This is a genomic window from Pseudomonas sp. TCU-HL1, from assembly GCF_001708505.1.
Taxonomy (GTDB): domain Bacteria; phylum Pseudomonadota; class Gammaproteobacteria; order Pseudomonadales; family Pseudomonadaceae; genus Metapseudomonas.
The window spans coordinates 2,793,583-2,817,593 of sequence record NZ_CP015992.1 but is presented as its reverse complement, the minus strand read 5'-3'; the positions used below and the strand labels follow the sequence as shown (position 1 = coordinate 2,817,593).

20 protein-coding genes are annotated in these 24,011 nt (G+C 62.6%); 7 read left to right on the top strand and 13 right to left on the bottom strand.

Annotated elements, in window-relative coordinates:
* Positions 1 to 43: 43 nt before the first annotated feature.
* The 3 genes from THL1_RS13060 to THL1_RS29630 form a co-directional block, all read right to left on the bottom strand.
* Complete coding sequence (locus tag THL1_RS13060; protein WP_083245875.1) at positions 44 to 997, bottom strand: hypothetical protein; 954 nt, start codon at positions 995 to 997, stop codon at positions 44 to 46.
* Positions 998 to 1,632: 635 nt separating this feature from the next.
* Positions 1,633 to 2,901, bottom strand: coding sequence for an FAD-dependent oxidoreductase (locus tag THL1_RS13055; protein WP_069083663.1), 1,269 nt, complete (start codon positions 2,899 to 2,901; stop codon positions 1,633 to 1,635).
* Positions 2,902 to 2,934: 33 nt separating this feature from the next.
* Positions 2,935 to 3,246, bottom strand: a complete 312-nt coding sequence (locus tag THL1_RS29630; protein WP_145928295.1) for a c-type cytochrome — start codon at positions 3,244 to 3,246, stop codon at positions 2,935 to 2,937.
* A gap of 1,516 nt (positions 3,247 to 4,762) precedes the next feature.
* Between THL1_RS29630 and THL1_RS13050 the strand changes: the two genes are divergently transcribed.
* Positions 4,763 to 5,443: a TetR/AcrR family transcriptional regulator gene (locus tag THL1_RS13050; RefSeq protein WP_069083662.1), complete on the top strand. Its 681-nt coding sequence runs from the start codon at positions 4,763 to 4,765 to the stop codon at positions 5,441 to 5,443.
* Between the two features lie 43 nt (positions 5,444 to 5,486).
* On the opposite strand, the gene THL1_RS30110 is transcribed toward THL1_RS13050, so the two are convergent.
* The 3 genes from THL1_RS30110 to THL1_RS13040 form a co-directional block, all read right to left on the bottom strand.
* Positions 5,487 to 5,651: a hypothetical protein gene (locus THL1_RS30110; protein ID WP_161490969.1), complete on the bottom strand. Its 165-nt coding sequence runs from the start codon at positions 5,649 to 5,651 to the stop codon at positions 5,487 to 5,489.
* A gap of 17 nt (positions 5,652 to 5,668) precedes the next feature.
* Positions 5,669 to 7,168, bottom strand: coding sequence for a sensor domain-containing diguanylate cyclase (locus THL1_RS13045; RefSeq protein ID WP_069083661.1), 1,500 nt, complete (start codon positions 7,166 to 7,168; stop codon positions 5,669 to 5,671).
* A gap of 219 nt (positions 7,169 to 7,387) precedes the next feature.
* Entirely contained in the window at positions 7,388 to 7,585 is a 198-nt protein-coding gene (locus THL1_RS13040) for a hypothetical protein (RefSeq protein WP_069083660.1), read from the bottom strand.
* 333 nt (positions 7,586 to 7,918) lie between these two features.
* Here THL1_RS13040 and nhaA point away from each other — a divergent pair, with 333 nt between their 5' ends.
* Positions 7,919 to 9,283, top strand: coding sequence for a Na+/H+ antiporter NhaA (gene nhaA, locus THL1_RS13035; protein WP_177343829.1), 1,365 nt, complete (start codon positions 7,919 to 7,921; stop codon positions 9,281 to 9,283).
* Between the two features lie 165 nt (positions 9,284 to 9,448).
* Here the strand turns inward: nhaA and THL1_RS13030 are convergent, their stop codons facing one another.
* A complete protein-coding gene (locus THL1_RS13030; RefSeq protein ID WP_069083659.1) occupies positions 9,449 to 9,925 on the bottom strand; it encodes an Lrp/AsnC family transcriptional regulator in 477 nt (158 codons plus the stop codon).
* 144 nt (positions 9,926 to 10,069) lie between these two features.
* Here THL1_RS13030 and THL1_RS13025 point away from each other — a divergent pair, with 144 nt between their 5' ends.
* Together THL1_RS13025 and THL1_RS13020 are read left to right on the top strand one after the other, a co-directional pair.
* Positions 10,070 to 11,317, top strand: a complete 1,248-nt coding sequence (locus tag THL1_RS13025) for a Zn-dependent hydrolase (protein WP_069083658.1) — start codon at positions 10,070 to 10,072, stop codon at positions 11,315 to 11,317.
* A gap of 34 nt (positions 11,318 to 11,351) precedes the next feature.
* A complete protein-coding gene (locus THL1_RS13020; protein WP_069086507.1) occupies positions 11,352 to 12,575 on the top strand; it encodes a diaminopropionate ammonia-lyase in 1,224 nt (407 codons plus the stop codon).
* Between the two features lie 70 nt (positions 12,576 to 12,645).
* On the opposite strand, the gene THL1_RS13015 is transcribed toward THL1_RS13020, so the two are convergent.
* On the bottom strand, positions 12,646 to 13,428 hold the full coding sequence (locus tag THL1_RS13015; protein ID WP_069083657.1) for a CHAD domain-containing protein: 783 nt from the start codon (positions 13,426 to 13,428) through the stop codon (positions 12,646 to 12,648).
* Between the two features lie 167 nt (positions 13,429 to 13,595).
* Here THL1_RS13015 and THL1_RS13010 point away from each other — a divergent pair, with 167 nt between their 5' ends.
* Positions 13,596 to 14,012 carry a PaaI family thioesterase gene (locus tag THL1_RS13010; protein ID WP_069083656.1) on the top strand — a complete coding sequence of 139 codons (417 nt, stop codon included), beginning with the start codon at positions 13,596 to 13,598 and terminating at the stop codon, positions 14,010 to 14,012.
* 91 nt (positions 14,013 to 14,103) lie between these two features.
* Positions 14,104 to 16,107 (top strand): peptidase U32 family protein, encoded by a 2,004-nt coding sequence (locus THL1_RS13005; RefSeq protein ID WP_069086506.1) that lies wholly within the window; start codon positions 14,104 to 14,106, stop codon positions 16,105 to 16,107.
* A 111-nt stretch (positions 16,108 to 16,218) separates the two neighbouring features.
* Here the strand turns inward: THL1_RS13005 and THL1_RS30105 are convergent, their stop codons facing one another.
* Positions 16,219 to 16,356, bottom strand: coding sequence for a hypothetical protein (locus THL1_RS30105; RefSeq protein ID WP_161490968.1), 138 nt, complete (start codon positions 16,354 to 16,356; stop codon positions 16,219 to 16,221).
* Positions 16,357 to 16,613: 257 nt separating this feature from the next.
* On the opposite strand from THL1_RS30105, the gene THL1_RS13000 reads away from it, so the two are divergent.
* Entirely contained in the window at positions 16,614 to 18,515 is a 1,902-nt protein-coding gene (locus THL1_RS13000) for a potassium transporter Kup (protein ID WP_069083655.1), read from the top strand.
* 37 nt (positions 18,516 to 18,552) lie between these two features.
* Here the strand turns inward: THL1_RS13000 and THL1_RS30215 are convergent, their stop codons facing one another.
* From THL1_RS30215 to ampC, 4 genes are all read right to left on the bottom strand, one after another.
* The gene (locus THL1_RS30215; RefSeq protein WP_162493730.1) at positions 18,553 to 18,693 is read right to left on the bottom strand and encodes a hypothetical protein; all 141 of its coding nucleotides are present in this window, start codon (positions 18,691 to 18,693) and stop codon (positions 18,553 to 18,555) included.
* 162 nt (positions 18,694 to 18,855) lie between these two features.
* Positions 18,856 to 19,509, bottom strand: coding sequence for an oxygen-insensitive NAD(P)H nitroreductase (nfsB, locus tag THL1_RS12995; protein WP_069083654.1), 654 nt, complete (start codon positions 19,507 to 19,509; stop codon positions 18,856 to 18,858).
* Positions 19,510 to 20,079: 570 nt separating this feature from the next.
* Complete coding sequence (gene katG, locus THL1_RS12990) at positions 20,080 to 22,263, bottom strand: catalase/peroxidase HPI (protein ID WP_069083653.1); 2,184 nt, start codon at positions 22,261 to 22,263, stop codon at positions 20,080 to 20,082.
* A gap of 500 nt (positions 22,264 to 22,763) precedes the next feature.
* Positions 22,764 to 23,939: a class C beta-lactamase gene (gene ampC, locus THL1_RS12985; protein WP_069083652.1), complete on the bottom strand. Its 1,176-nt coding sequence runs from the start codon at positions 23,937 to 23,939 to the stop codon at positions 22,764 to 22,766.
* Positions 23,940 to 24,011: the final 72 nt, after the last annotated feature.

The following is a 24,011-nucleotide window of genomic DNA, read 5'->3' as shown; positions in this document are numbered from 1 at the left end:
CGCCGACGAGGTGGTGCTCCGGACTCAAACCGGACGTGTCACGTCACGGCAGGCGTGGTGCCAGTCGGCTCGCGTCGGGGACTGGGAAGGGAAAACCCAGTACCGGAAACTTGCCGCGCACACGGTTCTGCGCCTGGCAGTTCTTGATGCAATTCGTGGCCGGCGGAGCCACTTCAACCGCGTCTTCGCCGAGTACACCGCCCATTCGTCCGCCGCTGGCTACGCGCCACACCGTCAGGCCTCCGAACTGGCTGATACGGGTGGCGACCTGCGGGCTATCCCGGCCGACGAAGTTGGCCGAGAGATCGTTAGCGAAATTCACCCGTGGCGTGACCGGCACCGGGGCGCAGCTGGGGGTGAAGTTCGGAGGGGTGCACAGCGGTAGTGAAACGTTTCTGAAGTTGGGGTTATCGAAATAAAACACCCCGGGTGCCAGCACATGGGTGATATCCGTAGTGGAGCCGTCAGCGCGAGACGGCTCCATCTGGAAGATCCCGCCCTGGGCGCAGTCCTTGGCCTGGATTTTCATGCCCAAACCGGTGCCGCTCCGCTCGATAAGGATATCCTGCCCGTCAAGCGAGACCGTCAGGTCCCCGTTCAACACCAGCCCTCTGTGATCGGGTGCCTTGCTCGAGAAGATGGTGGTCAGCACACCACCCGTCATGTCTTGCGGATTCGGCGCACCGGTCAGGGTGTAGTTGCGGATGCCCAGTGTGGCCGCGTCAACCTCGAACTCCACGAACTTGCCCTGGACCAGGAAGCTGGTCCCAACCGAACCGGCGGGTACCACTGTTTCGGGTACGCCGCTTACGGTTCCGCCGGGAAGCAAAACGGAGAATCCACCCCCGTCGCAGCCCGCGGACTTTGCGGCTTCGGCCTGTTCGCTGAGCAGGCCGAACGAAAACGTTACAAGCGCTGTCAAGCCGGCGCCCATCAGCGCGGATTTCTTGGCGATGGGGAGTGTCGCAGAGGCAGGTAAAACCCATTGGCTGTTCATGATGCAGTCCTCATGCAAACAGGAAAACACTAACCAGTTAATGTCCGTCCGCCCATTGAAGCGGCCAGCCAACCAGCGCGACCAATACCTGCAGCATGAAATGGCCACTGCGGTCCCGCACTATCCTTTCGAACCAGTCAGCATCTTGGCGTGGGAATATTTCCCACACATTGAGGCTAGTGCTGTCAGTCTCGGTGTCAACGACCGATTGTCAGGACTCGCGGGGGCTGCATCCTCGTAACCAGATTGGAGCCACGAGAGCAGCAAGAGGGGGCACAGCGAAACGACGTGGGCAAACAGGGATAGGATTTGAGAGGACGTGCAGATCCGCCTCACGGCGACTGACTGGCAGAGGCGGTTTCACCATCGCTCGACTGAACATCAACCGAGGCCATGGAGTCCCACTGGGCATGTGGGAGAGGCTCCCTGGTTCCACCCATTGCTCTCCGGTCGGGTAGCCGAGAGCCTTCAAGCGCGTGACGGAGATGAGAACGGCGCAGGTTATCGAACAACGCGGCGCTTCGTGCCGAAGTAGCACTGCCCCCCGACATCGCCACACTTGAAAATGGCATGCGTCCCGCGCGGTAGCCACGAGGGCCCGGATTGCCCGGGCCCTTCGCCTTCAGATTATTAAACTAGGTGAAGCTGTCGCTAAGCAGATTTGTCACCCAACCCGACATTTCCTCGCGAATCTCCTCAGTCGGTTGAGGCGCTTCGGCAGGTGTACCTGCAACCGCCCGCATAGTCCCAGTGGCCGGGTCAAACTCGAAGGTCGTGGTGGTCCAACTCGCCGTGTCTCGCGTGATGGGGGGGAATGCCGCAGCGGTGGTCTTTGGTGCGCTGTCCGGTGGCAAGCCGACCAGCGCGCGAATAATCGCATCCACGCAAACCTTGGCTTGGGAGTTGGCCATGTGGCCGGACTTTGCCTGCCCCGTGGCTTGCGAATCACCGAGAATGTGCACGTTTGAACCGGGCACCTGGGTCGTTTCGTAGTTCAGCGGATTCACCGGAGCGAATCTGCTGCCACTTGGCACCAGTCCGCTGTCGAAGAGCAGCTTTCCGGCGCGCTGCGTGGGGATGAGATTGATCACGTTACCCGAGACGATCGAGGTGACGCCGTTGCGAGTAATGTTGAGACTACGGTTCGCTGCGTCCGCTGAGTTCACCGTGACATTGGGCACATACTGCACAATGTTGCGGTAGATGCCAGTAAAGGCCGCATTGAAAGTGCGCCGCATGGCGGCAATGTCCGAGTTGGCATCCAAGATAAGAACTTTTGATGCCGGCCTGTTACGACGGAAGAAGTCCGCAACCACGGTGGCACGCTCATAGGGCGCCGTGTGTGCCCGGAACGGTGTTCTCGGGATGGAAATCACGAAGGTACCGCCGTTCGGCATGGCGAGTAACTGGTTCTTCAGCAAAGTCGTTTGCGCACCGGCAATCCATGCATGCGGCATCACATTGAAGTCATGACCCGGCACTGTCTCAAAGTCGATGCCCGGCGCCAGGATGACATGTTCATAGGGCAGCGTGCCGCCGCTGGCGAGGCGTACCTGATGGGTGAATGGGTCGATTATGACGGCCCGATCGCTCACCAATTGAACCCCATAGCGGTCACGTAGGGTGGCCAGCGGTTTCGTGAGGGTCGCGATGGGTGTCTCGCCCGTGAGTACCAGATTGCTACCAACACAAGAAACGTGTTCTGCTGCGGGATCGACCAGGGTCACGCTGAGGTCGCCGCCAAGCAGGCGTAGGAACTTGGCCGCTGTCGCGCCAGCAAAACCTCCGCCGACAACAACGATGCGTGCGCCCGCGGCAGCTTTGAGCGACGACAATGGCAGCGCAGCCAGAACGAGGCTACTGCCGCAAATCTGGATAAACTGACGACGATTCAGACTATTCATAGTTAATCCTCCACTCTGTGGGTGGCGGTTCAATTAGCGGCGTCCCAGGAAATCGGCGATCAGCCGCAACTCGGCATCGGTGTAGACCTTGGCCTGTTGATTCATAACCGTGACCTTGGTGGAGGCTTTCATTTCCTGGAGTTCCTTGAACAGTTCGTCAGCCTTCATATCGTTGATGCTGTCGATACTGCTTTGGGATTTCCCGTTAGTGCCGTGGCACTGAAAGCACTGGGACGCCAGCAACCGACCAGGCGGGGGATCGGCCGGCAATCCAGCAGCCCAAGCAGATGCACCGCTGGCTAAAATTACAGCCAAGGGAATGAGTTGAAAGGTTGGGTATTTCACCGTCGAACCCTCCTGAGCGTCAGCTCAAATCGAAATACGGTGAACCGTAGCGCCATGAAGCTCTTATTTGTGAACGCAAACCAGCTTAAACAGCGCCCTCTCCTTGGTTAGAGTCCAAGACGAACCATTCGTCTGCGAACTTACAACGCTCGGCCGCTGATAACTCTTTAGCAAGTGCTTTTCGTCGGAAACAAAACCTAACAAGGGAAAGTGTGTGATTTTCAGTTGCGAAGCACTCGCACTAAAACATGTTCTATATTGTTACTTCCCCGGGAAAAGAAGGCCTTTTCTCTGGGGACGATTGCTAGTGCAGACGCACAGATAAAGATACAGTGCTGTAGGTGATGAGCGCAGCCGCGAACTGCCATGCTGCAAACCTCTGCTTTGACAGGAGGTCATGAACTCGTAAAGCAGAGCGAAGAACTCCTTGATTCTGCCTGGAGCCTGAATACGGAGTTGCCTTTCCTCCAAGTAGAAGTGGATGGTCTACCCCGTTGGAGACAGGTGGGGCAAGAAATGTCTGGGCTGGGCATTTACACACAACTTGTTACAACTTGCTGGTGCAGTTCACCCTTGACCGGCAGCGCGTGGTGTCTTGGGAGCGGGCGAGCGGCGGCATAAAAGACACACGCGCTGACCGTTTCAGGTTCAGTTCAATCAGAGACCCCTCCCATTCACACTCGAGATTTTTGACGTTTCACTCAACTCCACCAGTCGTGCATGTCCAGATAGGCACCGGTATGAGTTGTGATATTTCGGCAAGGTTTACGATTATTGGGCTTTCACTGAAAATCCAACTCCCTTTTTTGATCCCCCTGCCTGATAAAATAATGGTGTAGTAGAAGTCTGGAGCGACAGCGCTCATTAGCGCAGCCTATAAGCTTCGTGCGAATCGCTTGATGTGGAGCAAGCTGCCCACGATTACTGATTCATTTAGCTTTGAAATTAGAGTTTGGCTGGCTGTTCTGACGTGGCAGGGGTCTAATTTATAAATATTTAGTCGTCTATTCTTTTGCTCTCTGGCGACATTGTCAGTGGCGTCCCACATTTATCGAAACTGGAAATACGCTGCTCCACCTTTTCGGCAATCACTTTCGCTCCCATCATTCGCAGCCGATCCCTGGTTGGTATCCAACTCGAAACAGGGCGAGCCAAATATTGGATCGCGAAAATGAGCTTCCGGCGGGAAACCGCGCGAACTCCAACCCAGGGAGGCTACGCTGCCGGCGCCACTGGAAATCTGTGTCTGATCGATCTGTGCCGAAATACCGGCCTCCCCGCGGCTCGACCAGGCCCCGTGAGCCGACAGCTTCACTTCGCCTTCAATGGCGGTCGTCGCGCAGGACCAAACCTGCCATTGACACTTGGGGCTACCGAGCTAACCTCAATTTGTGGGAATAATTCCCACGCCGTGATTCGGCTTGAGATGTTCTGTCGTACAAGTGTTTGAATCCTTACTGCCGACACTGAAGCACGTCGTGCGCCCTTTGGTGGTGACAATACTGAGGGTACGTATATGGATTTGAGTCATACAAAGCGCTTGCCCAAGTACCAGCGTCGGGAGCAACTGCTTAACGCTGCTCTGATGCTGGTCCGCGAGCAAGGGACGGAAGACCTGACCCTTTGCTCACTCGCCCAGCGAGTTGGCATCACGCATACCGTGGTTTACCGCCACTTCAAAACGCGGACCGGTCTGCTGATTGCGTTGTATGGGCGGGTTGATGCGCACCAGGTTGAGATTCTGCTAGCAAAACTCAAGCTAGCTACGCCGCATTTGAAGCAAATTGCTTACGCGGTCAGCGATGCCTATGTGACTGGGGCGTGTGAAGTTGGCGTAGAGTGGCAGGCACTTCAGGCTGCCCTGAAAGGCAATGCAGAAATGTCAGCAGTTCTGCGCCAACTGACTGAAGTCTATGTCGCGATTTGCCAGGATGCCCTCGCGCCTTACTCTCACTTGTCATCGGATCAACTGCACCTTCGCTGCATTGGCTTTCTCGGCGCAGCCAGGACAATTGCTGAAGAATTGATCGGCGGCCACATTGAGCGAGTGGAGGCAGTAGTCACCCTCACTGCCTTGATATTATGCTGGCTCACGGCCGCAGAGGCGCGTGTCCAAGCATGTCCTCCAACGGCCTCTTGCTCCACCGGCAGAGCAATGCCGCTCTGCGCCGACCTCAGAACGTCGGGCTTGAGTTGAGCCGTCGTGACCTCTCCCGGACATTACTGTCGGCAACGAATCGTCAACACGTTGGCACGTCTTCGCCGACCCGGTAGCGGCGGGAGCCATAAGGTTCGGTCGGTGCCTCCGGGTAGATGGGATGATCCCCCGCCTCGCCCTTGGGATTCTTCAGCAAGGCATCTATCGCCAGGCGTTCCACGGCAAGTTTCTCGGCACCGCTGACCACGATGACTTTCCATGGCTTCAGGCTTCCACGCGATTGCGCCCTGCAGCCTTGGCCCGGTACAACGCCTGGTCGGCGCTTTCGAGCAACTCCAGCTCCCTGTCCCGCGCCTGAGCGCCATGCCGGGTGGCGACGCCAACGCTGGCGGTAACCCGGCCGTAGGGGCTGGCACGGTGGTCGATAGCCAGGGCGTTGATGCGTTCTAGCAGCAGTTCCGCCACTGCGTGTGCGCCGGAGGCATCGGTATTGGGCAGGATCACCGCCAGCTCTTCGCCGCCATATCGCGCCACCAGGTCCCCGGAGCGTTTCACGCATTGCTGCAACAACTGGCCGACCCTGCGCAGGCAGTCGTCGCCAGCGATATGGCCGTAGGTATCGTTGAACCCCTTGAACTGGTCGATATCGATGAGCAACAGCGAAAGTGGCATGCCATGACGCCCGGCTCGCCTGGATTCCACCCTCAGCATGTCGTCGAAGCAGCGGCGGTTGGCCAGGCCGGTGAGCTGGTCTTGCGCAGCCAGGACCTCCAACTGACGATTGGCTTGCAGCAGGTCTTCCCGCGCCGACAGCAGTGAGGCTTCGGCGCCGATGCGGCGCTTGATGTCGAGGATCAGCAGGCAGCCAATCACCACGACGAGCCCCTGCAGGGCCAGTACCACGCCCACAGTCAGCCATGCCTGGCGCTGCCAGGGCTGCAGTGCCTCGTCCTTGCCCAGGGCCACGGTAGTCACCAGGGGGAAGCGGTCGTTCTTGCGGAAGGCATAGAGCCGCTCCGTACCGTCAAGGCCCGACCTGAAGGAAGCGGTACCGGACATTGCACCGGTGAAGTAGCGGACGAAGTTCGGTGATCGGGAGAAATCATGGCCCATATCCTGCTCGCGGAAGGGATAGCGCACCAGCAACTGGCCCTTGGCGGTAGCCAGGCTGATGGCGCCCTGGTCACCGATGTCGATCTTGCCGAACAGGCGCAGAAAGCTCTCGACGCCCAGGGTGATGGCGATGACGCCGGCGAAGTGCCCGTGCGGAGCGTCGAAACGGCGGCTGACAGTGATCACCCAATCGCCTGTTGAGCGGCTGCGGATGGGCTGGCCAATGAAGATGTCCGCGGACGGGTTGTCCCGGTGATGGATGAAGAAGGCCCGGTCGGCGCTGTTGGCGCCCGCCGGAATGGGCCCGGTAGAGGACAGCAGCCAGTCACCTCTGGCGTCGTAGATGACCAGACCGTTGAGCTGGCTCAGCCAGTGCTGCTGGCGATCGATCAGTTTCTGCAGGCGCAGCAGCTGCGCCTGCCCGCTGCCATCAGTCTCCAGGCGCTCAGTCAGCCCGAGCAGCAGCATGGCGCACTGGGTGATGATGCCTTCAGCGTAGGTGTCCAGCGTTTGCGCCAGGTTCAGGTTGTTGGTGTTTATTTCGGCCAGCGTGCGCTCACGCGCCGACCAGACCTGCCAGGCAGTGGCCAGTGACAGCGACAGGCAAACGATGGACAGCAGGAGTACGGCCAGGCGGATATCACGTTTCACATACGCACCACACGGAAAGTCCCATTTCCAGACTGCAGGCCCTGCCGCTCAGGGCGACGACGGTTCTACGAACCCGGCTCCTGGAGCGGTCCGTCCAGGGAAACTGCAAATTTTAGTGCGTGGCGCTGGCGCCGGCATTGGCCGAAGGGCCACTCAATTTCATCCGCCCCTATACCCGCGCTGAGATCGAGTACCCGCTCAGCATCCTTCACCACGCGTCTAGCGCCAGTCGCGCGCCTTCGCGTCTTTCGGCTCCCGAGCTTCGCTGCCCGCGCCGCGTGCGCGCCGGGAGGGCATCCTGATCAATTGGTAGACCAGCCAGTCGATGCTGTTGCGCAAGCGTCTGATCCAGCCACGCAGACCCGCAGGACGCTTCGGTGCCGCGGGGGCGGGACGAAAGGGAATGATTCTGGCCATGCTGGCACCTCCTGGGGACATTACGTTGATGAAATCAGCCTGCGCCCGAGCAACTGCCTTCACTTTGATCTGCAGCAATCGAATCAGGTGCCATCGCCTGGAGATCCGGCGGTTCGTCGGCTGGTTCCCTGGGTTGACCGCACTCAACCGCAGCCTGGAGCTTTGAGTGGGACGTTTCTCACCCCGCAGGTCACCCCGATGGGGTGAAAGGTGGCTGGTCAAATCGAAAAAGGCGCTGTACTTTACGTGCCGGGTGTCTGGCCGCGTACGTGCAGTCAGACAGGTTTCATGTGTTGGTCGGGCCGCCGCACAAGCTGACGAGTATTGGCGACCATGAACCAAGCCCCCTCCCCAAAGGCGCTGCCGGCTGCGCAGCGTATTGCCGACAAGGCATTCTCCGCGTTCGAAAAGTTCCTTCACATCGAAGCCGTCAGTGGCATCGTTCTGCTGATTGCGGCAGCGGCCGCGCTGATCCTGGCGAACTCTCCCTACGCCAACAGCTACGAGCATTTGTGGCACATGCCGCTTTCGTTCGGCATCGGTGACTTCGTCGTCTCGAACTCGCTGCACTTCTGGATCAACGACGGCTTGATGACGGTGTTCTTCCTGGTGGTGGGCATGGAAATTCGCCGGGAGATCCACGAAGGCGCACTGGCCAGCCTGAAGCTCGCGGCGTTGCCCATGGTGGCTGCGTTCGGCGGTGTCCTCGTCCCTGCCCTCCTGTATCTCTCGTTCAACAGCACCGAAGGATTGCGCCAGGGATGGGCGGTCCCGACGGCCACCGACATCGCCTTCGCGGTCGGCGTATTGGCCCTGCTGGGACGCTCGGTACCCGCTTCGGTCCGTGTTTTCCTGCTGGCCCTGGCAATCATCGACGACATTGTCGCCGTGCTGATCATCGCGTTGTTCTATTCAGGCGGCCTGGACCCACTGGGCTTTGCCGTCGCGGGCGTGGGCATCTTGCTGGTGCTTGGCCTGCAGCGCATTGGCATCGGCTCGGCCTATGCCTACCTGCTGCCGGGGGCCCTGCTCTGGTTCGGCCTCCTGAAAACCGGTGCCCACCCGACACTGGCTGGCGTCGTGCTGGGGCTGATGACGCCGGTTCGTGCGGTCAAGGCCATGGACCCACCGTTGCAGCTGGCCTCACAAGCCATCCGTGATTTCGCCAAGCGCGAGCAGGCGGCCGATGGCAGCGCCGAGCTGATGGAACCCATCAAGCAGCTTCGCCATGCGCAACGTGAACTGCTGCCGCCAGTCATGCGCGTGCAGATGGCCCTGCACCCCTGGGTCGCCTACCTGGTGATGCCGCTGTTCGCCCTGGCCAATGCCGGTGTCAGCCTCAATGGCGTAAACCTCGACCAGGGCGGCTCGCTGGCTGTGCTGACGGGAGTCGCGGTTGCCCTGGTAGTCGGCAAGCCGCTGGGCGTTCTGTGCTGCAGCTGGCTGATGGTGCGCCTGGGCTGGTGCAGCCTGCCGCCAGGCATGACGTGGTCGTGGATGGTGCTGATTGGCTGCCTGGCCGGTATCGGCTTCACCATGTCGATCTTCATCGCCAACCTTGCCTTCACCCAGCCCGACCTGCTCAGCGCCGCCAAACTGGGTGTACTGGTCGCCTCGGCAATCGCCGGTGTCATCGGGCTGGCCTACGGCAGCGTGCTGGTGGGCCGGGCGCGGCGGGCACTCGCCGGCAATCCCTGAGCAGCGGCCTGATGGGTAGTTTCGCAGGGTGGATCACGCTTCATCGATCCACCCTGCGTACTCCCGGGCACCGCCTGGTGGACAGAAAAGCGCTGTCCACCCTTGTGCGGTTGGGCGAGGCGAAAGGGCTGACCCTGCTGGCGCACCCGGTGATACCGGGCGGCGTCAGGCATCCGGGACAAATTCGACCGGCACCTCCAATCCCGCTTTTACCGTGCTCATCGACACCAGCGTGCGGAAGCGCTTGACGTTGTTGCTCTCGAAGAACAGCTGCCGGGTCAGATCGGTGTACTGCTCCATGCTCCTGACCGCCAGGACGAGCACGAAATCGAACTCGCCAGCGACGTAATAACACTGCTGCACCTGCGGGCAAGCGAGGAAGCTGCGCTTCATGGCGTCCAGCAGGTCGAGCCGTTCGCTCTCCACCTCCACCTCCGCAATGATGGTCAGCGGGTGGCCCAGCTGATGAGGATCGACCAGCGCGACGGTCTTGCGGATGACGCCGTCGTCGGTCAACCGCTTCAGCCGGCGGTTGACTGCCGCGGAGGACAGATTGACCCGGCTACCCAGTTCAGCCTGGGACAGCCCGGCATCCTGCTGCACTTCGTTGATCAGCTTGAGGTCGTAGGCATCCAGACTCATGGGCAGGGGCTCGCAATAAAATTGATTATGATGGGCATATTTAAAACTAAAAGTGCGCGCCGCCGAGGAAAGGAGAGGAATTAGTACGCGGCAAGGGAAATATTATTACTCCATCGCCTGTTTCGCTCTGCTGGAGTCATGCTGATGTGCCCACGTCCTGCTTCAACCTCATTGAACCTCGACGGTGAGACGCTGCTGTGTCAGATCCGGCTCCTGGGCGAGATCGGCGTCGAGCCCGACCAGGACGGCCGCACACGAATCGCGCTCACCGATGCCGACAAGGCCGGCCGCGACCAGTTGTTGCGCTGGATGGACGCACTTGGCCTCGAGGTAAAAATCGACCGCATTGGCAACATCTTCGGCACCCTGCGCGCGGCAGACGACCAGCAGGCGCCACTGATGATCGGCTCGCATATCGACAGCGTGGCCAACGCCGGTGCACTGGATGGCTGCTATGGCGTGCTCGCCGGCCTGGCCGTGTTGCGGGCGTATCGCGAAGCAGGGTTATCGCCGTCCCGCCCGATCACGGTGGCCGCCTTCACCAATGAAGAAGGTGTGCGCTACCAGCCCGACATGATGGGCTCGCTGGTGTATGCAGGGGGCCTGGACGTTGAAACTGCGCTGAACGCCGTCGGTACCGATGGCACCCGCCTGGGCGAAGAACTGGCTCGCATCGGCTATGCCGGCGATCTCGAACCGGGTGCCCAGGTCCCTCACGAATACCTGGAACTGCATATCGAACAAGGGCCGATTCTCGAGGCCGAAGGCCTCCAGATCGGGGTGGTGGAGAACCTGCAAGGCATCTCCTGGCAGCAGGTCACCGTCAAGGGCAGTGCCAACCATGCCGGCACCACGCCCATGCACTTGCGCCATGACGCCGGGTGGGTCGCCAGCAGCGTAATCAGCCAGCTGCGCGAGATCGCGGTCGATGGCACCCTGGCGACTGCCGGTTGCATGCGCTTCGAGCCGAACCTGATCAATGTCATCCCTCGCAAGGCCACCTTCACCGTGGATCTGCGCGACCCCGACGAAGCGCGCCTGCAAGCAGCCGAGCGTCGCTTGGCTCAACTCGTCGCACGCATCGCCGATGCGGAAGGCGTCGAAATCCAGAGCGCACAATGGGTGCGGTTCCAGCCGGTGGTCTTCGATGCCGGGCTGGCCGATGCCATCGAAGCCTCCGCCAGTCGCCTGGGGCTCAGCCACCGACGCATGACCTCGGGTGCTGGCCATGACGCGCAAATGATCGCGCGCATCGCGCCAGCGGCAATGATCTTCGTGCCCAGCCAGGACGGTGTCAGTCACAACCCTCGCGAGCACACGGGTGACGATCTGCTGCTGTCCGGCGCCGAGGTGCTGCTCGATGTCGTCCGCCACCGACTCGCGCAGCCCTGACCGCCCTGCCCTCGCCATCCGTCTGGAGCTCAAGATGCTGATCGTCAATCCCACGGCCACCCGCCGCCCTTATCCCGACACCCTGCGCGCCATCATGAACATGCGGCAGGCCGCCGAAAGCCGCGCCTGGCTGTCCACCTGGAATCGCTTCGAGCGAACCGTCACACCGCTGTGGGAGATGCCCGGCCTGGCCCATGAACTGAGTCTGGCGCAGGTGCTGATCAAGGACGAGTCCGTGCGCTCGTCGCTGGGCAGTTTCAAGGTACTGGGAGCGCCCATCGCCCTCCTTCGCCTGATCCTGCGGCGCTTCCCTGAACGGGGTTTCGAACCACGGTCGCTGCTCGCAGGCGAGCACGCACAGGCCTTGGCCGACTTCACCGTGATCAGCGCCACCGACGGCAACCATGGCAGGGCCCTGGCGGCTGCGGCGCAGAGTGTCGGCTGCGGTTGCGTGATCGTCCTCCATGCCAACGTCAGCGCCGAGCGCGAGCAGGCGATTGCCGCCTATGGCGCGCGGATCATCCGCATCAGCGGCAACTACGACGACTCGGTGCACGAAGCGGCCCGCCTGGCGGACGAGCACGGCTGGACGGTGGTGTCCGACACTTCCTATGACGGCTATGAAGCGATTCCCCGCGATGTGATGCAGGGCTACGGGATCATTGCCGCGGAAGCACTGGAAGCCTTGCACGCCGCCCCGGCAACCAGCCCGTTCAGCCACGTCTTCCTTCAGGGTGGCGTTGGCGGTCTGGCCGCCGGCATCGCGAGCTACCTGTGGGAACGCTACGGCGAGGCGCGGCCAACCCTGATCGTGGTCGAACCCGCGCAAGCCGACTGCCTCTGCCAGAGCGCCCTGGCGGGTCGCGCGGCGAAGGCCAGCGGTTCAGTGGATTCGGTCATGGCCGGTCTGGCCTGCGGCGAAACCTCCCCCCTGGCGTGGAGGCTCCTGGAAGGCTGCATCGACTACTTCATGACCATCGAAGACGGCGAGGCCGTTGATGCGATGCGGCGGCTGGCCCAGGGACGCGCAGGGGACCTGCCCTTGGTGGCTGGTGAGTCCGCCGTGGCCGGGCTTGCGGCGCTCGTGCGAGTGATGGGCTCGCCGGCCCAGGCCGCCGAAATGGGCCTCGACCGGCAGTCGCGGGTGCTGTTGATCAGCACCGAAGGGGCCACTGCGCCAGGCCTCTATGCCGAGCTGGCGGGCGAGACGGCAACTTCTGTGCTGGAACGTCAGCGCAGTTGGCTGCAGCAGCGGTAACGGCACTTTCGCCACCGACCTACGGGCTGAACTCGCCAAGGTCCTGTGATCCGGCCGGAGGAACCACGCCCTACTCCACCGGACTGGGTTCCTTCTTCGCCAGGCATTCAGCCAGGATCGAAAGCTCGACTTCGGCGGCCTTCAGCTCCGCGTCACCGGCAATTTCCCAGCGGTCCTTGAGCACCAGCAGGTCCCGCTCGTGCTCGGCTCGCAGGCACCACTGGAAGTGGTCGTGCCAGCCCCCCAGCGCGGATTGCACAGCCCTCAGCGCCTGAACGGCCTCACCGGGGAGGGGAGAAAGCCTGGGGTAGGCCTCGTGGGCATAGCGCATGCGCTTGACCAGCAGGCGCAGCTCATGGCGATCGAATGCGGAGTCTGCCAGGGATTCGCGCAAGCGCTGCAACTGGCGCTGGAGGCGAATCCTCACGCGCTCGTGGAGTTTGTCCAGTTCACCGTCACGCTGGGCTTCACGCATTCGCGCTGGCCAGCCGTCCAGCACAGCCATGAAGCGCTGGACCGTGGCGCTCGCGTCGATGGCCGAATAACTCGACTCCAGGAGCTGACGTCGGCGGATGGCCGGGTCATGGAAGCCCTGCCGTTCGAGCTCGACGATCAGTACCTCCAGATCCCGTACGGGCGTGGTCAGGCGCCCCACGTCGGCGGCGGCTTCGTCCAGCATGCGCGGCGCCTCCAGTCGCCGCATCGGCCGCAGCAAGCTGCGCAACTTGCGCAGGTTGATCCGAAGGTCGTGCAGCGCCTCGTTATCCGTGCGGCACGCCAGGCGTGCATGGGCATGATGAAGGCTGACTTCCAGCCCCAGCACCTGGGCGATGATCGAATCGATGAATGACATCCCGACTACCCTTCGAAGTTCTGTCCGGGGAGCGTAGCCAAGAAACATGTGAATGATGTTGCACCAAGTCAACGCGCCCTTTGACGCCCGCGACAACCGCTGGCGTGGACAGCGGAACGGCGCTTGTGGCAGCGTCCGGTGGATTTTCAAAAAGCAGGGAGCCCGTCGTGACCGACAAGACAGAAGCGATTGCCCGATTCATCCGCGAGGAATTTCCCCAGGCCCGAGTCGTGGTCGAGTCCGTCAGTGACCGCTGCGCCACGGTGTCGCAACCGGTGGCCGAGACGGACCTGCGCCCCGGCGGGACCGTATCCGGTCCGACCCTGATGGCCCTCGCGGATGTGGCGCTCTATGTCGCGCTGCTGGGCGAAATCGGCATCGTTCCCCTGGCCGTCACGACCAGCCTGACCATCAACTTCCTGCGCAAGCCCGAGGCACGCAAGCGCCTCATTGGCGAGTGCCAGCTAATGAAGGTGGGCAAGACCCTGGCCGTGGGGGAAGTCTCGCTCTATTCGGAAGGGCTGGAGGAGCCGGTGGCCCATGTGGTGGGCACTTACTCCATTCCGCCGAACCGGTCGTGCTGACAGCTGGCCAGTCATCCGGCAGCCCATGGGTGCCCAGGCGGCGCACGACCGCTACAATGCGCCCCCTGCACCCGTGCCGGACCTGATTGCCATGCCTTTACCCAAAAACCAGTTAGAACTTCTCAGCCCCGCCCGCGACGTCAACATTGCCCGCGAGGCCATCCTGCACGGGGCCGATGCCGTGTACATCGGCGGCCCGAGCTTCGGCGCGCGCCACAACGCCTGCAACGAAGTGGCGGATATCGCCAGACTGGTCGAATTCGCCCACCAGTTCCATGTGCGGGTGTTCGTCACCCTCAACACCATCCTGCATGACGATGAACTGGAGCCCGCGCGCAAGCTGATCCACCAGCTCTACGACGCCGGCGTCGACGCGCTGATCGTGCAGGACATGGGCGTCCTCGAACTGGACATCCCGCCCATCGAGCTGCATGCCAGCACCCAGACCGATATTCGCACTCTGGAGCGGGCCAGGTTCCTCGACCAGGCGGGCTTTTCGCAATTGGTCCTGGCCCGTGAGCTGGACCTTAAACAGATTCGCGCCATCGCCGATGAAACCGACGCGGCCATCGAGTTCTTCATCCACGGCGCCCTGTGCGTGGCCTTCTCTGGCCAGTGCAACATCTCCCACGCGCAGACCGGTCGCAGCGCCAACCGTGGCGACTGCTCCCAGGCCTGCCGCCTGCCCTACACCCTGAAGGACGACCAGGGCCGCGTGGTGGCCTTCGAAAAGCACCTGCTGTCGATGAAAGACAACAACCAGAGCGACAACCTGAGCGCCCTGGTGGATGCCGGCGTACGCTCCTTCAAGATCGAAGGGCGCTACAAGGATGCCAGCTACGTCAAGAACATCACTGCGTACTACCGCCAGCGCCTGGACGGCATCCTCGAAGGGCGCCCGGACCTGGCCCGCGCCTCCAGCGGCCGCACGGACCACTTTTTCGTGCCCGACCCGGACAAGACCTTCCACCGCGGCAGCACCGACTACTTCGTCACCGAGCGCAAGATCGACATCGGCGCCTTCGACTCCCCCACCTTCACCGGCCTGCTGGTCGGGGAAGTGGAGAAAGTCGGTAAGCGCGACCTGATCGCCGTCACCCGTGAGCCGCTGTCCAACGGCGACGGCCTCAACGTGCTGGTCAAGCGTGAAGTGGTGGGTTTCCGGGCCAACATCGCCGAGCTCAAGGGTGAGTTCGAGGAAGAAGGCGAGAAGCGCTGGCGCTACCGCGTAGAGCCCAACGAGATGCCGGCCGCCCTCTCCCGCCTGCGGCCCAACCATCCGCTCAGCCGCAACCTCGACCACAACTGGCAACAGGCACTGCTGAAGACCTCCGCAGAGCGGCGCATCGGCGTCAGCTGGAAAGCCACCCTCCGTGAAGCGCGTCTGGAACTGGTCGCCACCAGCGAAGAAGGCGTGATGGCCAGCGTCGCCCTGGATGGCCCCTTCGGCACGGCGAACAAGCCGGAGCAGGCGCTGGAACAGTTGCACGACCTGCTGGGCCAGCTGGGCACCACCCATTACCACGCCAATGGCGTCGAACTGGACGCCCCGCAGGCGTACTTCATCCCCGCGTCCCAGCTCAAGGCGCTGCGCCGCGAAGCCATTGAGGCGCTGAGCGAGGCCCGCGTCAAGGCTCACCCCCATGGCTATCGCAAAGCGGTCAGCGTGCCGCCACCGGTTTACCCCGAGGCGCACCTGTCGTTCCTCTACAACGTCTACAACCAGAAGGCGCGCGACTTCTACCATCGCTACGGCGTGCAGTTGATCGACGCCGCCTACGAGGCACACGAAGAAACAGGCGAAGTGCCGGTGATGATCACCAAGCACTGCCTGCGTTTCTCCTTCAACCTGTGCCCTAAGCAGGCCAAAGGCGTGACCGGCGTACGGACCAAGGTTGCGCCCATGCAACTGGTCCACGGCGATGAGGTACTGACCCTGAAGTTCGACTGCAAACCCTGCGAAATGCATGTGGTCGGCAAGATGAAGGGCCATATCCTCGACCTGCCCGTCCCCGGCAGCGCCGCCAGCCAGGTGGTCGGCCAGATCACCCCGGACGACCTGCTCAAGACCATTCGCCACCGCGCTTCGCATTGACCTGGCTGATCCGGCACCGTAAGGCGGTGCCCGGGCAGCCGTTGCAGCGCTCTCCGAATTGCGCGCCCCCGAAAACGAACAGCCCCTCAAGCGAGGGGCTGGAAGCGGTTATCAGTGGAACCGTGGCCAGTGCCAATGGTGGTGCTCGAACCAGTCCCGAAGGAACGGGCGGTTGGTCCACAGCACCATGCCGATGCAACCGATGAACAGGCAGCCGACCACGATCATGCCAATCGCGTTAGCGCTCATTGCACACCTCCCAGTTTTCGACCCTTTACACCTTCAAGCTTACAAGCGGTCCAGCCGCCTGCAAGCTGCGGCTGCCGGCCGGTCCGGTGTGAGGCCGGAGCTACTTTTTTACGCATTTTTTACGCCGGGCTCTTCGGGCAGACGGGATACTTGACGCCCTTTTGTGGCAGGCCTCAGTCCGACCCGCGCCCAACGCCCAGGCGCCACGTCCGATCTGACCGTCCCTCCCGCCACGCCCGCTTTTCAGGAGTGTATCAATGAGCGCTGGCGCCCAGCAGCCACAGGCCCATTCGCGTGCCCATTCGTCCTCGTTCGGTTTGCTGGTGGCTGCCACCGGCGTGGTGTACGGCGACATCGGCACCAGCCCCCTGTACACCCTCAAGGAGGTTTTCGCCGGACATTACGGCGTGCAGGTCAACCCGGAAGGTGTGTTCGGGGTCCTGTCCCTGGTGCTGTGGTCGTTGCTGTGGGTGGTTTCGCTGAAGTACGTGCTGTTCATGCTGCGCGCCGATAACGGCGGAGAAGGCGGCGTCATGGCCCTGACCGCCCTGGCACGTCGTGCCACGGCCGCTTACCCACGGCTCAGCGGCACGCTGGTCCTGCTGGGACTGTTCGGCACGGCGCTGTTCTATGGCGACAGCATGATCACTCCAGCCATCTCCGTGCTTTCGGCGGTCGAGGGGCTGGACGTCGCCCTCCCCGGCCTCAGCCACTGGGTGGTTCCGGTCACCGTGGTGTTGCTGATCGGCCTGTTCCTGTTGCAGAAGCACGGTACGGCGCGCATCGGTATCGTGTTCGGCCCGGTCATGGTGCTCTGGTTCGTGGTGTTGGGCGTGCTCGGCCTCTACGGCATCGCCCGTCATCCGGAAGTCCTCCAGGCGGTCAACCCCTGGTGGGCCGTCAACTTCTTCATCGCCCATCCCGGCGTCGGGGTGACCATTCTCGGCGCCGTCGTGCTGGCGCTGACCGGTGCCGAAGCGCTCTACGCCGACATGGGGCACTTCGGTCGCAAACCGATTGCGCGGGCCTGGTTCAGCCTGGTCCTGCCCGGCCTGGTGCTGAACTACTTCGGCCAGGGTGCCCTGTTGCTGTCCAACCCGGCTGCCGCGCGAAACCCCTTCTACCTGCTGGCTCCGGAATGGGCCCTGCTGCCGATGATCGGCCTGTCCACCCTGGCCACCATCATTGCCTCCCAGGCGGTGATTTCCGGTGCCTTCTCTCTGAGCCAGCAGGCCATCCAGCTGGGTTACATCCCGCGTATGCAGATCCAGCACACCTCCAGTGCCGCCCAGGGGCAGATCTACATCGGCGTGGTGAACTGGGCGCTGATGACCTGCGTCGTGCTGCTGGTGATCGGCTTCGGCTCTTCCGGCGCGCTGGCGGCGGCCTATGGCGTCGCGGTGACCACCACCATGCTGATCGACACCCTGCTGGTGTCTGCCGTGATGCTGCTGTTGTGGCGTGCCCCACGCTGGCTGGCGATCCCACTGCTGCTCGGTTTCCTGATCGTGGACGGACTCTTCTTCGCCGCGAACGTGCCGAAGGTGTTTCAGGGTGGCGCTTTCCCGGTGGTCGCCGGGGTGATCCTCTTCGTGCTCATGACGACCTGGAAGGGCGGAAAACAGATCCTGATCGAACGCCTGGACGAAACCGCCCTGCCCTTGGGCGTGTTCCTCGACAGCATCCGCCTGCAACCGCCACACCGTGTCCAGGGCACAGCCGTGTTCCTCACCGCCAGCCCGGACGCGGTGCCGCACGCGCTGCTGCACAACATGCTGCACAACCAGGTGCTACATGAGCAGATCGTGCTGCTGACCGTGGTGACACGCGATACGCCGCGCATCGAGCACCACCAGCGCCTGGAAGTGACCCCGTACGGCGACGGTTTCTTCCGTGTGCTGCTGCACTTCGGCTTCATGGAAGAACCCAACGTGCCCGAGGCCCTGCAGCACTGCCAGGTCGACGGGCTGAACGTTGCGCCCATGCGTACCACCTACTTCCTCAGCCGCGAAACGGTAATCCCCACCAAGCGCCTGGGCATGGCCCTGTGGCGCGAGGGCCTGTTCGCCTTCCTGCACAAGAACGCCAACAGCAGCATGCGTTACTTCCAGCTGCCGGTGAATCGGGTGATCGAACTGGGAACCCAGGTGGAAATCTGAAGGGCGAGGCCCCTGATCATCCTGGAGCCTCGTCGCCTCAGCTGTTTCCTTCGACCACGCGGGAAGTCCCTGGCAGCCGACGCCGACGCATCAGGCAATAAGCGGCCGGAATCATGAATAGCGAAAGCAGTGGCGCGGTGACCATGCCGCCGATCATGGGCGCGGCGATGCGGCTCATGATCTCGCAACCCTGCGATCGATATCGAGGTCGGTGTAGCGCCCGCCAGTCAGTCGCTCGGCCAGGGCCGAGCTGACGCCCGGTACCCTGCGTGCGACCTGCTCCACCGGCCACTAACGCACAGCGCCCCGTCATGCGGGGCGCTGGCCTGTCACCTAAGGATCAGAGGGTGGTGATGACGCACTCGGCGGGCAAACGCGACTTGGGTAATGCGGCGTTGAAATCCTTTTCACTGCGGCGCCCCAGCGCCACCAGCACCACGCTGGTGTAGCCCTGCTCGCGCAGCCCCAGCTCAACGTCCAACTGCTGCGGATCGAAGCCCTCCATCGGCGTCGCATCCACGCCCAGCGCGGCGGCACCGAGCAACAGGGTGCCAAGGGCCAGGTAGGCCTGCTTTTCCATCCAGTGCTGCAAATCCTTGCGCTCATAACGGTGCAGGTTCACGTAACCCTGACGAGTGCGATCCTGCCCGGCGCGTGCCTCGCCGTCGCGGAAGCGACCATCCTGTTCCTCCTGCTTAAGTACCTGCGTCAGGTGCGCGTCGGTCATGTCCGTGCGCGCACAGATGAGGATCACGTGGGAGGCGTCCATCACCTTCGGCTGGTTGTAGGCATAGGCGCCCTGAGTGCCTTTGGCCAGTCGGGCCTTGCCTTCGTCGGTGCGCGCAACCACGAAGTGCCAGGGCTGGGAGTTGACCGACGAGGGTGCCTGACGGAGCAGGACCAGCAGCTCGTCGATGGTCGCCTGGGGAACACGCTGCGACGGGTCATAGGCCTTGGTGGTGTATCGCTGGCTGGCAAGGGAAGCAGGATTCATGGAAAGACTCCGGATGGTCGGGGAGTGGGTATGGGCAGGGAGTGTGCCGATTGCAAGCCGGTGCAAACAGCGGCAAGGCGGCGAAGGACTTTCAAAGAAAACACGAAAATAAAAGCCTCCTCCTGGATATTTTCGTGCAGTAGATGGAAACGGCAGCAGCGCTGCGTTCCGGTTGGCTATGCCTGCATTGAGTGTTGCTAGAGCGTCCTGAGCCCGGCTGCTTGCCGAGTTCTGCGGATGTTTCTGGTTTCGCCTCCCCAAGCGAGTGTAGGTTGGGTCGGGCCGCGTTCCTCGAGCGAAGCGAAACCCAACGATTCACGGTCACGTCCGCTGTTGGGCTTCACTGGCTCAGACCAGCGTGGCCCGCACCAACCTTCGGGAGGCCTGTGGCCGCCTTTGCGAATGAATTCGCTCCCACACGGGACCGACCTCGCCGGGGGCGCCCTCCCTCCATGGCCCCACACGCGAAGGTCATCCTCCCGAAACGGCCGCGCCGCCGACAGGGAGGTCCTGCCGGCGGCGCGGGTCAAGGGTCGGAAAGACGAACCGGTCAGGGCCCGCCGGTTGTCGTTACTTCAGGTCATAGCGGTCCAGGTTCATGACTTTCGTCCAGGCGGCGACGAAGTCGCGTACGAAGGCCTGCGGCGAGTCGCTGCTCGCGTAGATTTCCGCAATCGCCCGGAGCTGGGAGTTGGAACCGAAGACCAGGTCGACCACGGTGGCGGTCCACTTGAGGTCGCCGCTGGCCCGGTCACGGCCTTCCAGCACGTGCGCATCGGACGCGGAGCGCTGCCACTTCGTGCGCATGTCCAGCAGGTTCACGAAGAAGTCATTGGTCAGCGTTTCCGGACGCTTGGTGAAGACACCGTGCGGGGACTTGCCGAAGTTGGCCCCCAGGACACGCAGGCCACCCACCAGGACGGTCATCTCGGGGGCGCTCAGCTTCAGCAATTGAGCCTTGTCCACCAGCATCTCGGCCGTCGAATCCTCGAATTCCTTCCTGACGTAGTTGCGGAAGCCGTCTGCGAGCGGTTCCAGCACCGCGAAGGACTCCAGGTCGGTCCGCGCCTGAGACGCATCGGTACGGCCAGGGGCGAAGGGTACGGTCACATCGACGCCGGCCTTCTTCGCGGCGGCTTCGATGCCAGCACCGCCAGCCAGCACGATCAGGTCGGCGAGCGAAACCTTCTTGCCGGGTTGGGCGTTGAAGTCTTTCTGGATGGTTTCCAGCGCCGCGATGACCTTCGCCACCTCAGCCGGCTGGTTGACCTCCCAGTCCTTCTGCGGGGCCAGACGAATGCGCGCACCGTTGGCGCCGCCGCGTTTGTCACTGCCACGGAACGAAGCAGCAGAAGCCCAGGCGGTACTGACTACTTGCGAAACCGACAGCCCGGACGCGAGAACCTTGGCTTTCAATGCGGCCACGTCCTGGTCATTGACCAGCGGATGGTCGACGGCCGGGACCGGGTCCTGCCAGATCAGTTCTTCCTTCGGCACCAGCGAGCCGAGGTAGCGGCTGCGCGGGCCCATGTCCCGGTGGGTCAGCTTGTACCAGGCTCGGGCGAAGGCGTCTTCGAGTTCCTTCGGGTTGTCCTTGAAGTGCCGGGCGATCTTCTCGTAGACCGGGTCCATGCGCACGCCTATGTCGGCAGTGGTCATCATGGGCGCATGGCGCTTGTTCGGGTCGTGGGCGTCCGGCACGGTGCCGTCCCCGGCCCCGCCCTTGGGCTTCCACTGGTGAGCACCGGCCGGGCTCTTGGCCAGTTCCCACTCGTAGCCGAACAGGGTTTCCAGGTAGCCGTTGTCCCACTGGGTCGGCGTGGCGTTCCAGGCGCCCTCGATACCACTGGTGATCGAGTCGTCGCCCTTGCCAGTGCCGAGGGCGTTTTTCCAGCCCAGGCCCATTTCCTCGACTGGGGCGCCTTCCGGCTCGCGACCGACGTTGGCTGGGTCACCAGCGCCGTGGCACTTGCCGAAGGTGTGACCGCCGACGATCAGCGCCACGGTCTCCTCGTCGTTCATGGCCATGCGGCCGAAGGTCTCGCGAACGTCGCGCGCCGAGGCCACCGGGTCCGGATTTCCGTTCGGCCCTTCTGGGTTCACGTAGATCAGGCCCATCTGCACCGCGCCGAAGGGGTTGGCCAGTTCGCGGTCGCCGCTGTAGCGCTTGTCACCCAGCCAGGTGGTTTCCGGGCCCCAGTAGATGTCGTCCTCCGGCTCCCAGACGTCCGCGCGGCCGCCGCCGAAGCCGAAGGTCTTGAAGCCCATGGACTCCAGCGCGACGTTGCCGGCGAGGATCATCAGGTCGCCCCAGGACAGCTTGTTGCCGTACTTCTGCTTGACCGGCCAGAGCAGGCGGCGCGCCTTGTCGAGGTTGCCGTTGTCCGGCCAGCTGTTGACCGGTGCGAAACGCTGCGAGCCCGTACCGCCGCCGCCACGGCCGTCGGCGATGCGATAGGTACCGGCGCTGTGCCAGGCCATGCGGATGAAGAGCGGACCGTAGTGGCCGTAGTCGGCCGGCCACCAGTCCTGGGAATCGGTCATCAGGGCGTGGAGGTCCTTGACCACCGCGTCGAGGTCCAGACTCTTGAAGGCTTCGGCGTAGTTGAACTCCCCGCCCAACGGGTTGGATTCAGCCGAGTGCTGATGAAGGATTTTGAGATTCAGTTGGTTAGGCCACCACTCCGCGTTTGATGGCGTCACACCCGCTATCACGTTTTGTCCAGAGAACGGGCATTTTGCTTCGCTTGACATGCTTCTCTCCTCTTTCTGTCGTCAGCCAACCACTCTATTCAGCTTGGAATCCAGGTGCCGACCCAGCCAATAGGTTTTGGAAATGGCATTCATAGTAGTCAAGGATTGTGAAGCCCATGCCTGCAGCGGCCATCCGCGCATCGCGGGTGGCGCCGCCAGCGCGGCGATATCTCGCGGGATATCAATGGGTTCCAGGGCTTATCACGCAAAGTGCTGAGCTGGCTCGGCAAGATGATGAAACGATCTTTCGCTCATAGATGCACTTAATCGTTCGCTCGTCGAGCGGTAGCCGGTGGCGATGGCGTTCCACGATTCATTACACCAGGTGTCAGCTGAGGCATCCGAGCCGCGATTCACTGCAGGGTGCACCATGGCCCTTCCGCTCACAGGTATAGCACCGCGCGATCTCATCGGTGCGCACGGTGCACCCTACAAGTGCTCCGCACGACCGTAGGGTGTGCCATGCGCACCGGCTTTCAGCCGAGCCCAACCGCGCAGGCTTACGGATTGTGAGTGCCGCTATCCAGCTCATCCAGAATGTGATACGCCAGCTTCACCCGCTCTTCGTTGGGGTAGTTCTTGTTGGCCAGTAGCACGATGCCAATCTTCTTCGACGGCACGAAGGCCACGTAGCCGCCGAAACCGTTGGTGGAGCCGGTCTTGTTGACCCAGACGGCATCCTGCGGCGGCAAGGGTGGCGTAATGGCGGCGACGGCCTTGCTCTCCAGCGCCATGCGGCTGCTATTGCCTTGCAAAAGCGCATCCAGCGCTACCGGGTAGCTGTACTGCTCCCAGATCAGGTCCTGGGTCATAGGCCCCAGCGAGTAGTAGCCGGTCCGAGTGGCATCGAGGGCGCGTTGCAGTGTGGCATCGGCAGCGGTCAACCCCAGGTTGGCCTCGATGAAGTGCAGCAAGTCCTTGCTGCTGGTCTTCACACCGTAGGCCTCGGCGGCCAGCACAGCGGGGGTCACCCTGACTGGGGCATCTTCCTTGTTGTAGCCCTGGGCGTAACGCGACTGTGCAGCCGCCGGCACGTCGATATAGGTACTGCGCAAGCCGAGCTTCGGCAAGAGCTCGCCTTCCATTGCCTTGGCAAACGGCATGTCCAGGCTCTTGGCCGCAACCACGCCGAGCAACCCGACGCTCGGGTTGGCGTAGGTGCGGTAGGTGCCGGGGGCGAATTGCGGCTGCCAGGCGCGGTAGTAGTCCATGAGCTGCTGGTGGTTCCGGACGTTTTCAGGCAGTTGCAACGGGAAGCCGCCGGCCGTGTGGGTTGCCAGATCGATCAGCGTCACCTGGTCGAGCGGGCTGCCCTTCAACTCGGGCAGGTACTGGCCTGGGCTGTCCTTGAGCGACAGCCGTCCCGTAGCCTCGGCATAGGCGGCCAGCGTGACCGTCAGCGTCTTGCTGATCGAACCGACTTCGAAGAGCGTGTCGCTCGTGACGGGCTGCCGGGTGTCCTTCGACGCAACGCCGAAGTTGTAGAAGCGCCGTTCACCCTTGAGGCTTACGGCGATAGCCAACCCTGGAATCCCGTACTGCTGCATGACGCTGCGCGCGGCGCCTTGCACGTTGGCGTCGAAGCTACGCGGCACGTCAGCCAGGGCGAAGCTGCTGGCGGAAACGGCGCAGGCCAGCAACAGCAGCTGGGCACGTAGCATTCCCTGGAGGCGCATGGGGGTCATCCTTCGATCATGAACGGGGTGGAGAACCTAGCATCTGGGGCACCGGGTGCCAAAAGCGGTTCA

Excerpts from the sequence above, each read along its gene's own strand:
- THL1_RS13055 (WP_069083663.1), bottom strand. The coding sequence starts at position 2,901 with ATGAATAGTCTGAATCGTCGTCAGTTTATCCAGATTTGCGGCAGTAGC.
- THL1_RS13000 (WP_069083655.1), top strand. The coding sequence starts at position 16,614 with ATGAGCGCTGGCGCCCAGCAGCCACAGGCCCATTCGCGTGCCCATTCG.
- THL1_RS13025 (WP_069083658.1), top strand. The coding sequence starts at position 10,070 with ATGTGCCCACGTCCTGCTTCAACCTCATTGAACCTCGACGGTGAGACG.
- nfsB (WP_069083654.1), bottom strand. The coding sequence starts at position 19,509 with ATGAATCCTGCTTCCCTTGCCAGCCAGCGATACACCACCAAGGCCTAT.
- THL1_RS13030 (WP_069083659.1), bottom strand. The coding sequence starts at position 9,925 with ATGAGTCTGGATGCCTACGACCTCAAGCTGATCAACGAAGTGCAGCAG.
- THL1_RS13005 (WP_069086506.1), top strand. The coding sequence starts at position 14,104 with ATGCCTTTACCCAAAAACCAGTTAGAACTTCTCAGCCCCGCCCGCGAC.
- THL1_RS30215 (WP_162493730.1), bottom strand. The coding sequence starts at position 18,693 with ATGAGCCGCATCGCCGCGCCCATGATCGGCGGCATGGTCACCGCGCCA.
- THL1_RS13015 (WP_069083657.1), bottom strand. The coding sequence starts at position 13,428 with ATGTCATTCATCGATTCGATCATCGCCCAGGTGCTGGGGCTGGAAGTC.
- katG (WP_069083653.1), bottom strand. The coding sequence starts at position 22,263 with ATGTCAAGCGAAGCAAAATGCCCGTTCTCTGGACAAAACGTGATAGCG.
- THL1_RS13040 (WP_069083660.1), bottom strand. The coding sequence starts at position 7,585 with ATGGCCAGAATCATTCCCTTTCGTCCCGCCCCCGCGGCACCGAAGCGT.
- THL1_RS13060 (WP_083245875.1), bottom strand. The coding sequence starts at position 997 with ATGAACAGCCAATGGGTTTTACCTGCCTCTGCGACACTCCCCATCGCC.
- THL1_RS13050 (WP_069083662.1), top strand. The coding sequence starts at position 4,763 with ATGGATTTGAGTCATACAAAGCGCTTGCCCAAGTACCAGCGTCGGGAG.
- THL1_RS13020 (WP_069086507.1), top strand. The coding sequence starts at position 11,352 with ATGCTGATCGTCAATCCCACGGCCACCCGCCGCCCTTATCCCGACACC.
- nhaA (WP_177343829.1), top strand. The coding sequence starts at position 7,919 with ATGAACCAAGCCCCCTCCCCAAAGGCGCTGCCGGCTGCGCAGCGTATT.
- THL1_RS30105 (WP_161490968.1), bottom strand. The coding sequence starts at position 16,356 with ATGAGCGCTAACGCGATTGGCATGATCGTGGTCGGCTGCCTGTTCATC.
- ampC (WP_069083652.1), bottom strand. The coding sequence starts at position 23,939 with ATGCGCCTCCAGGGAATGCTACGTGCCCAGCTGCTGTTGCTGGCCTGC.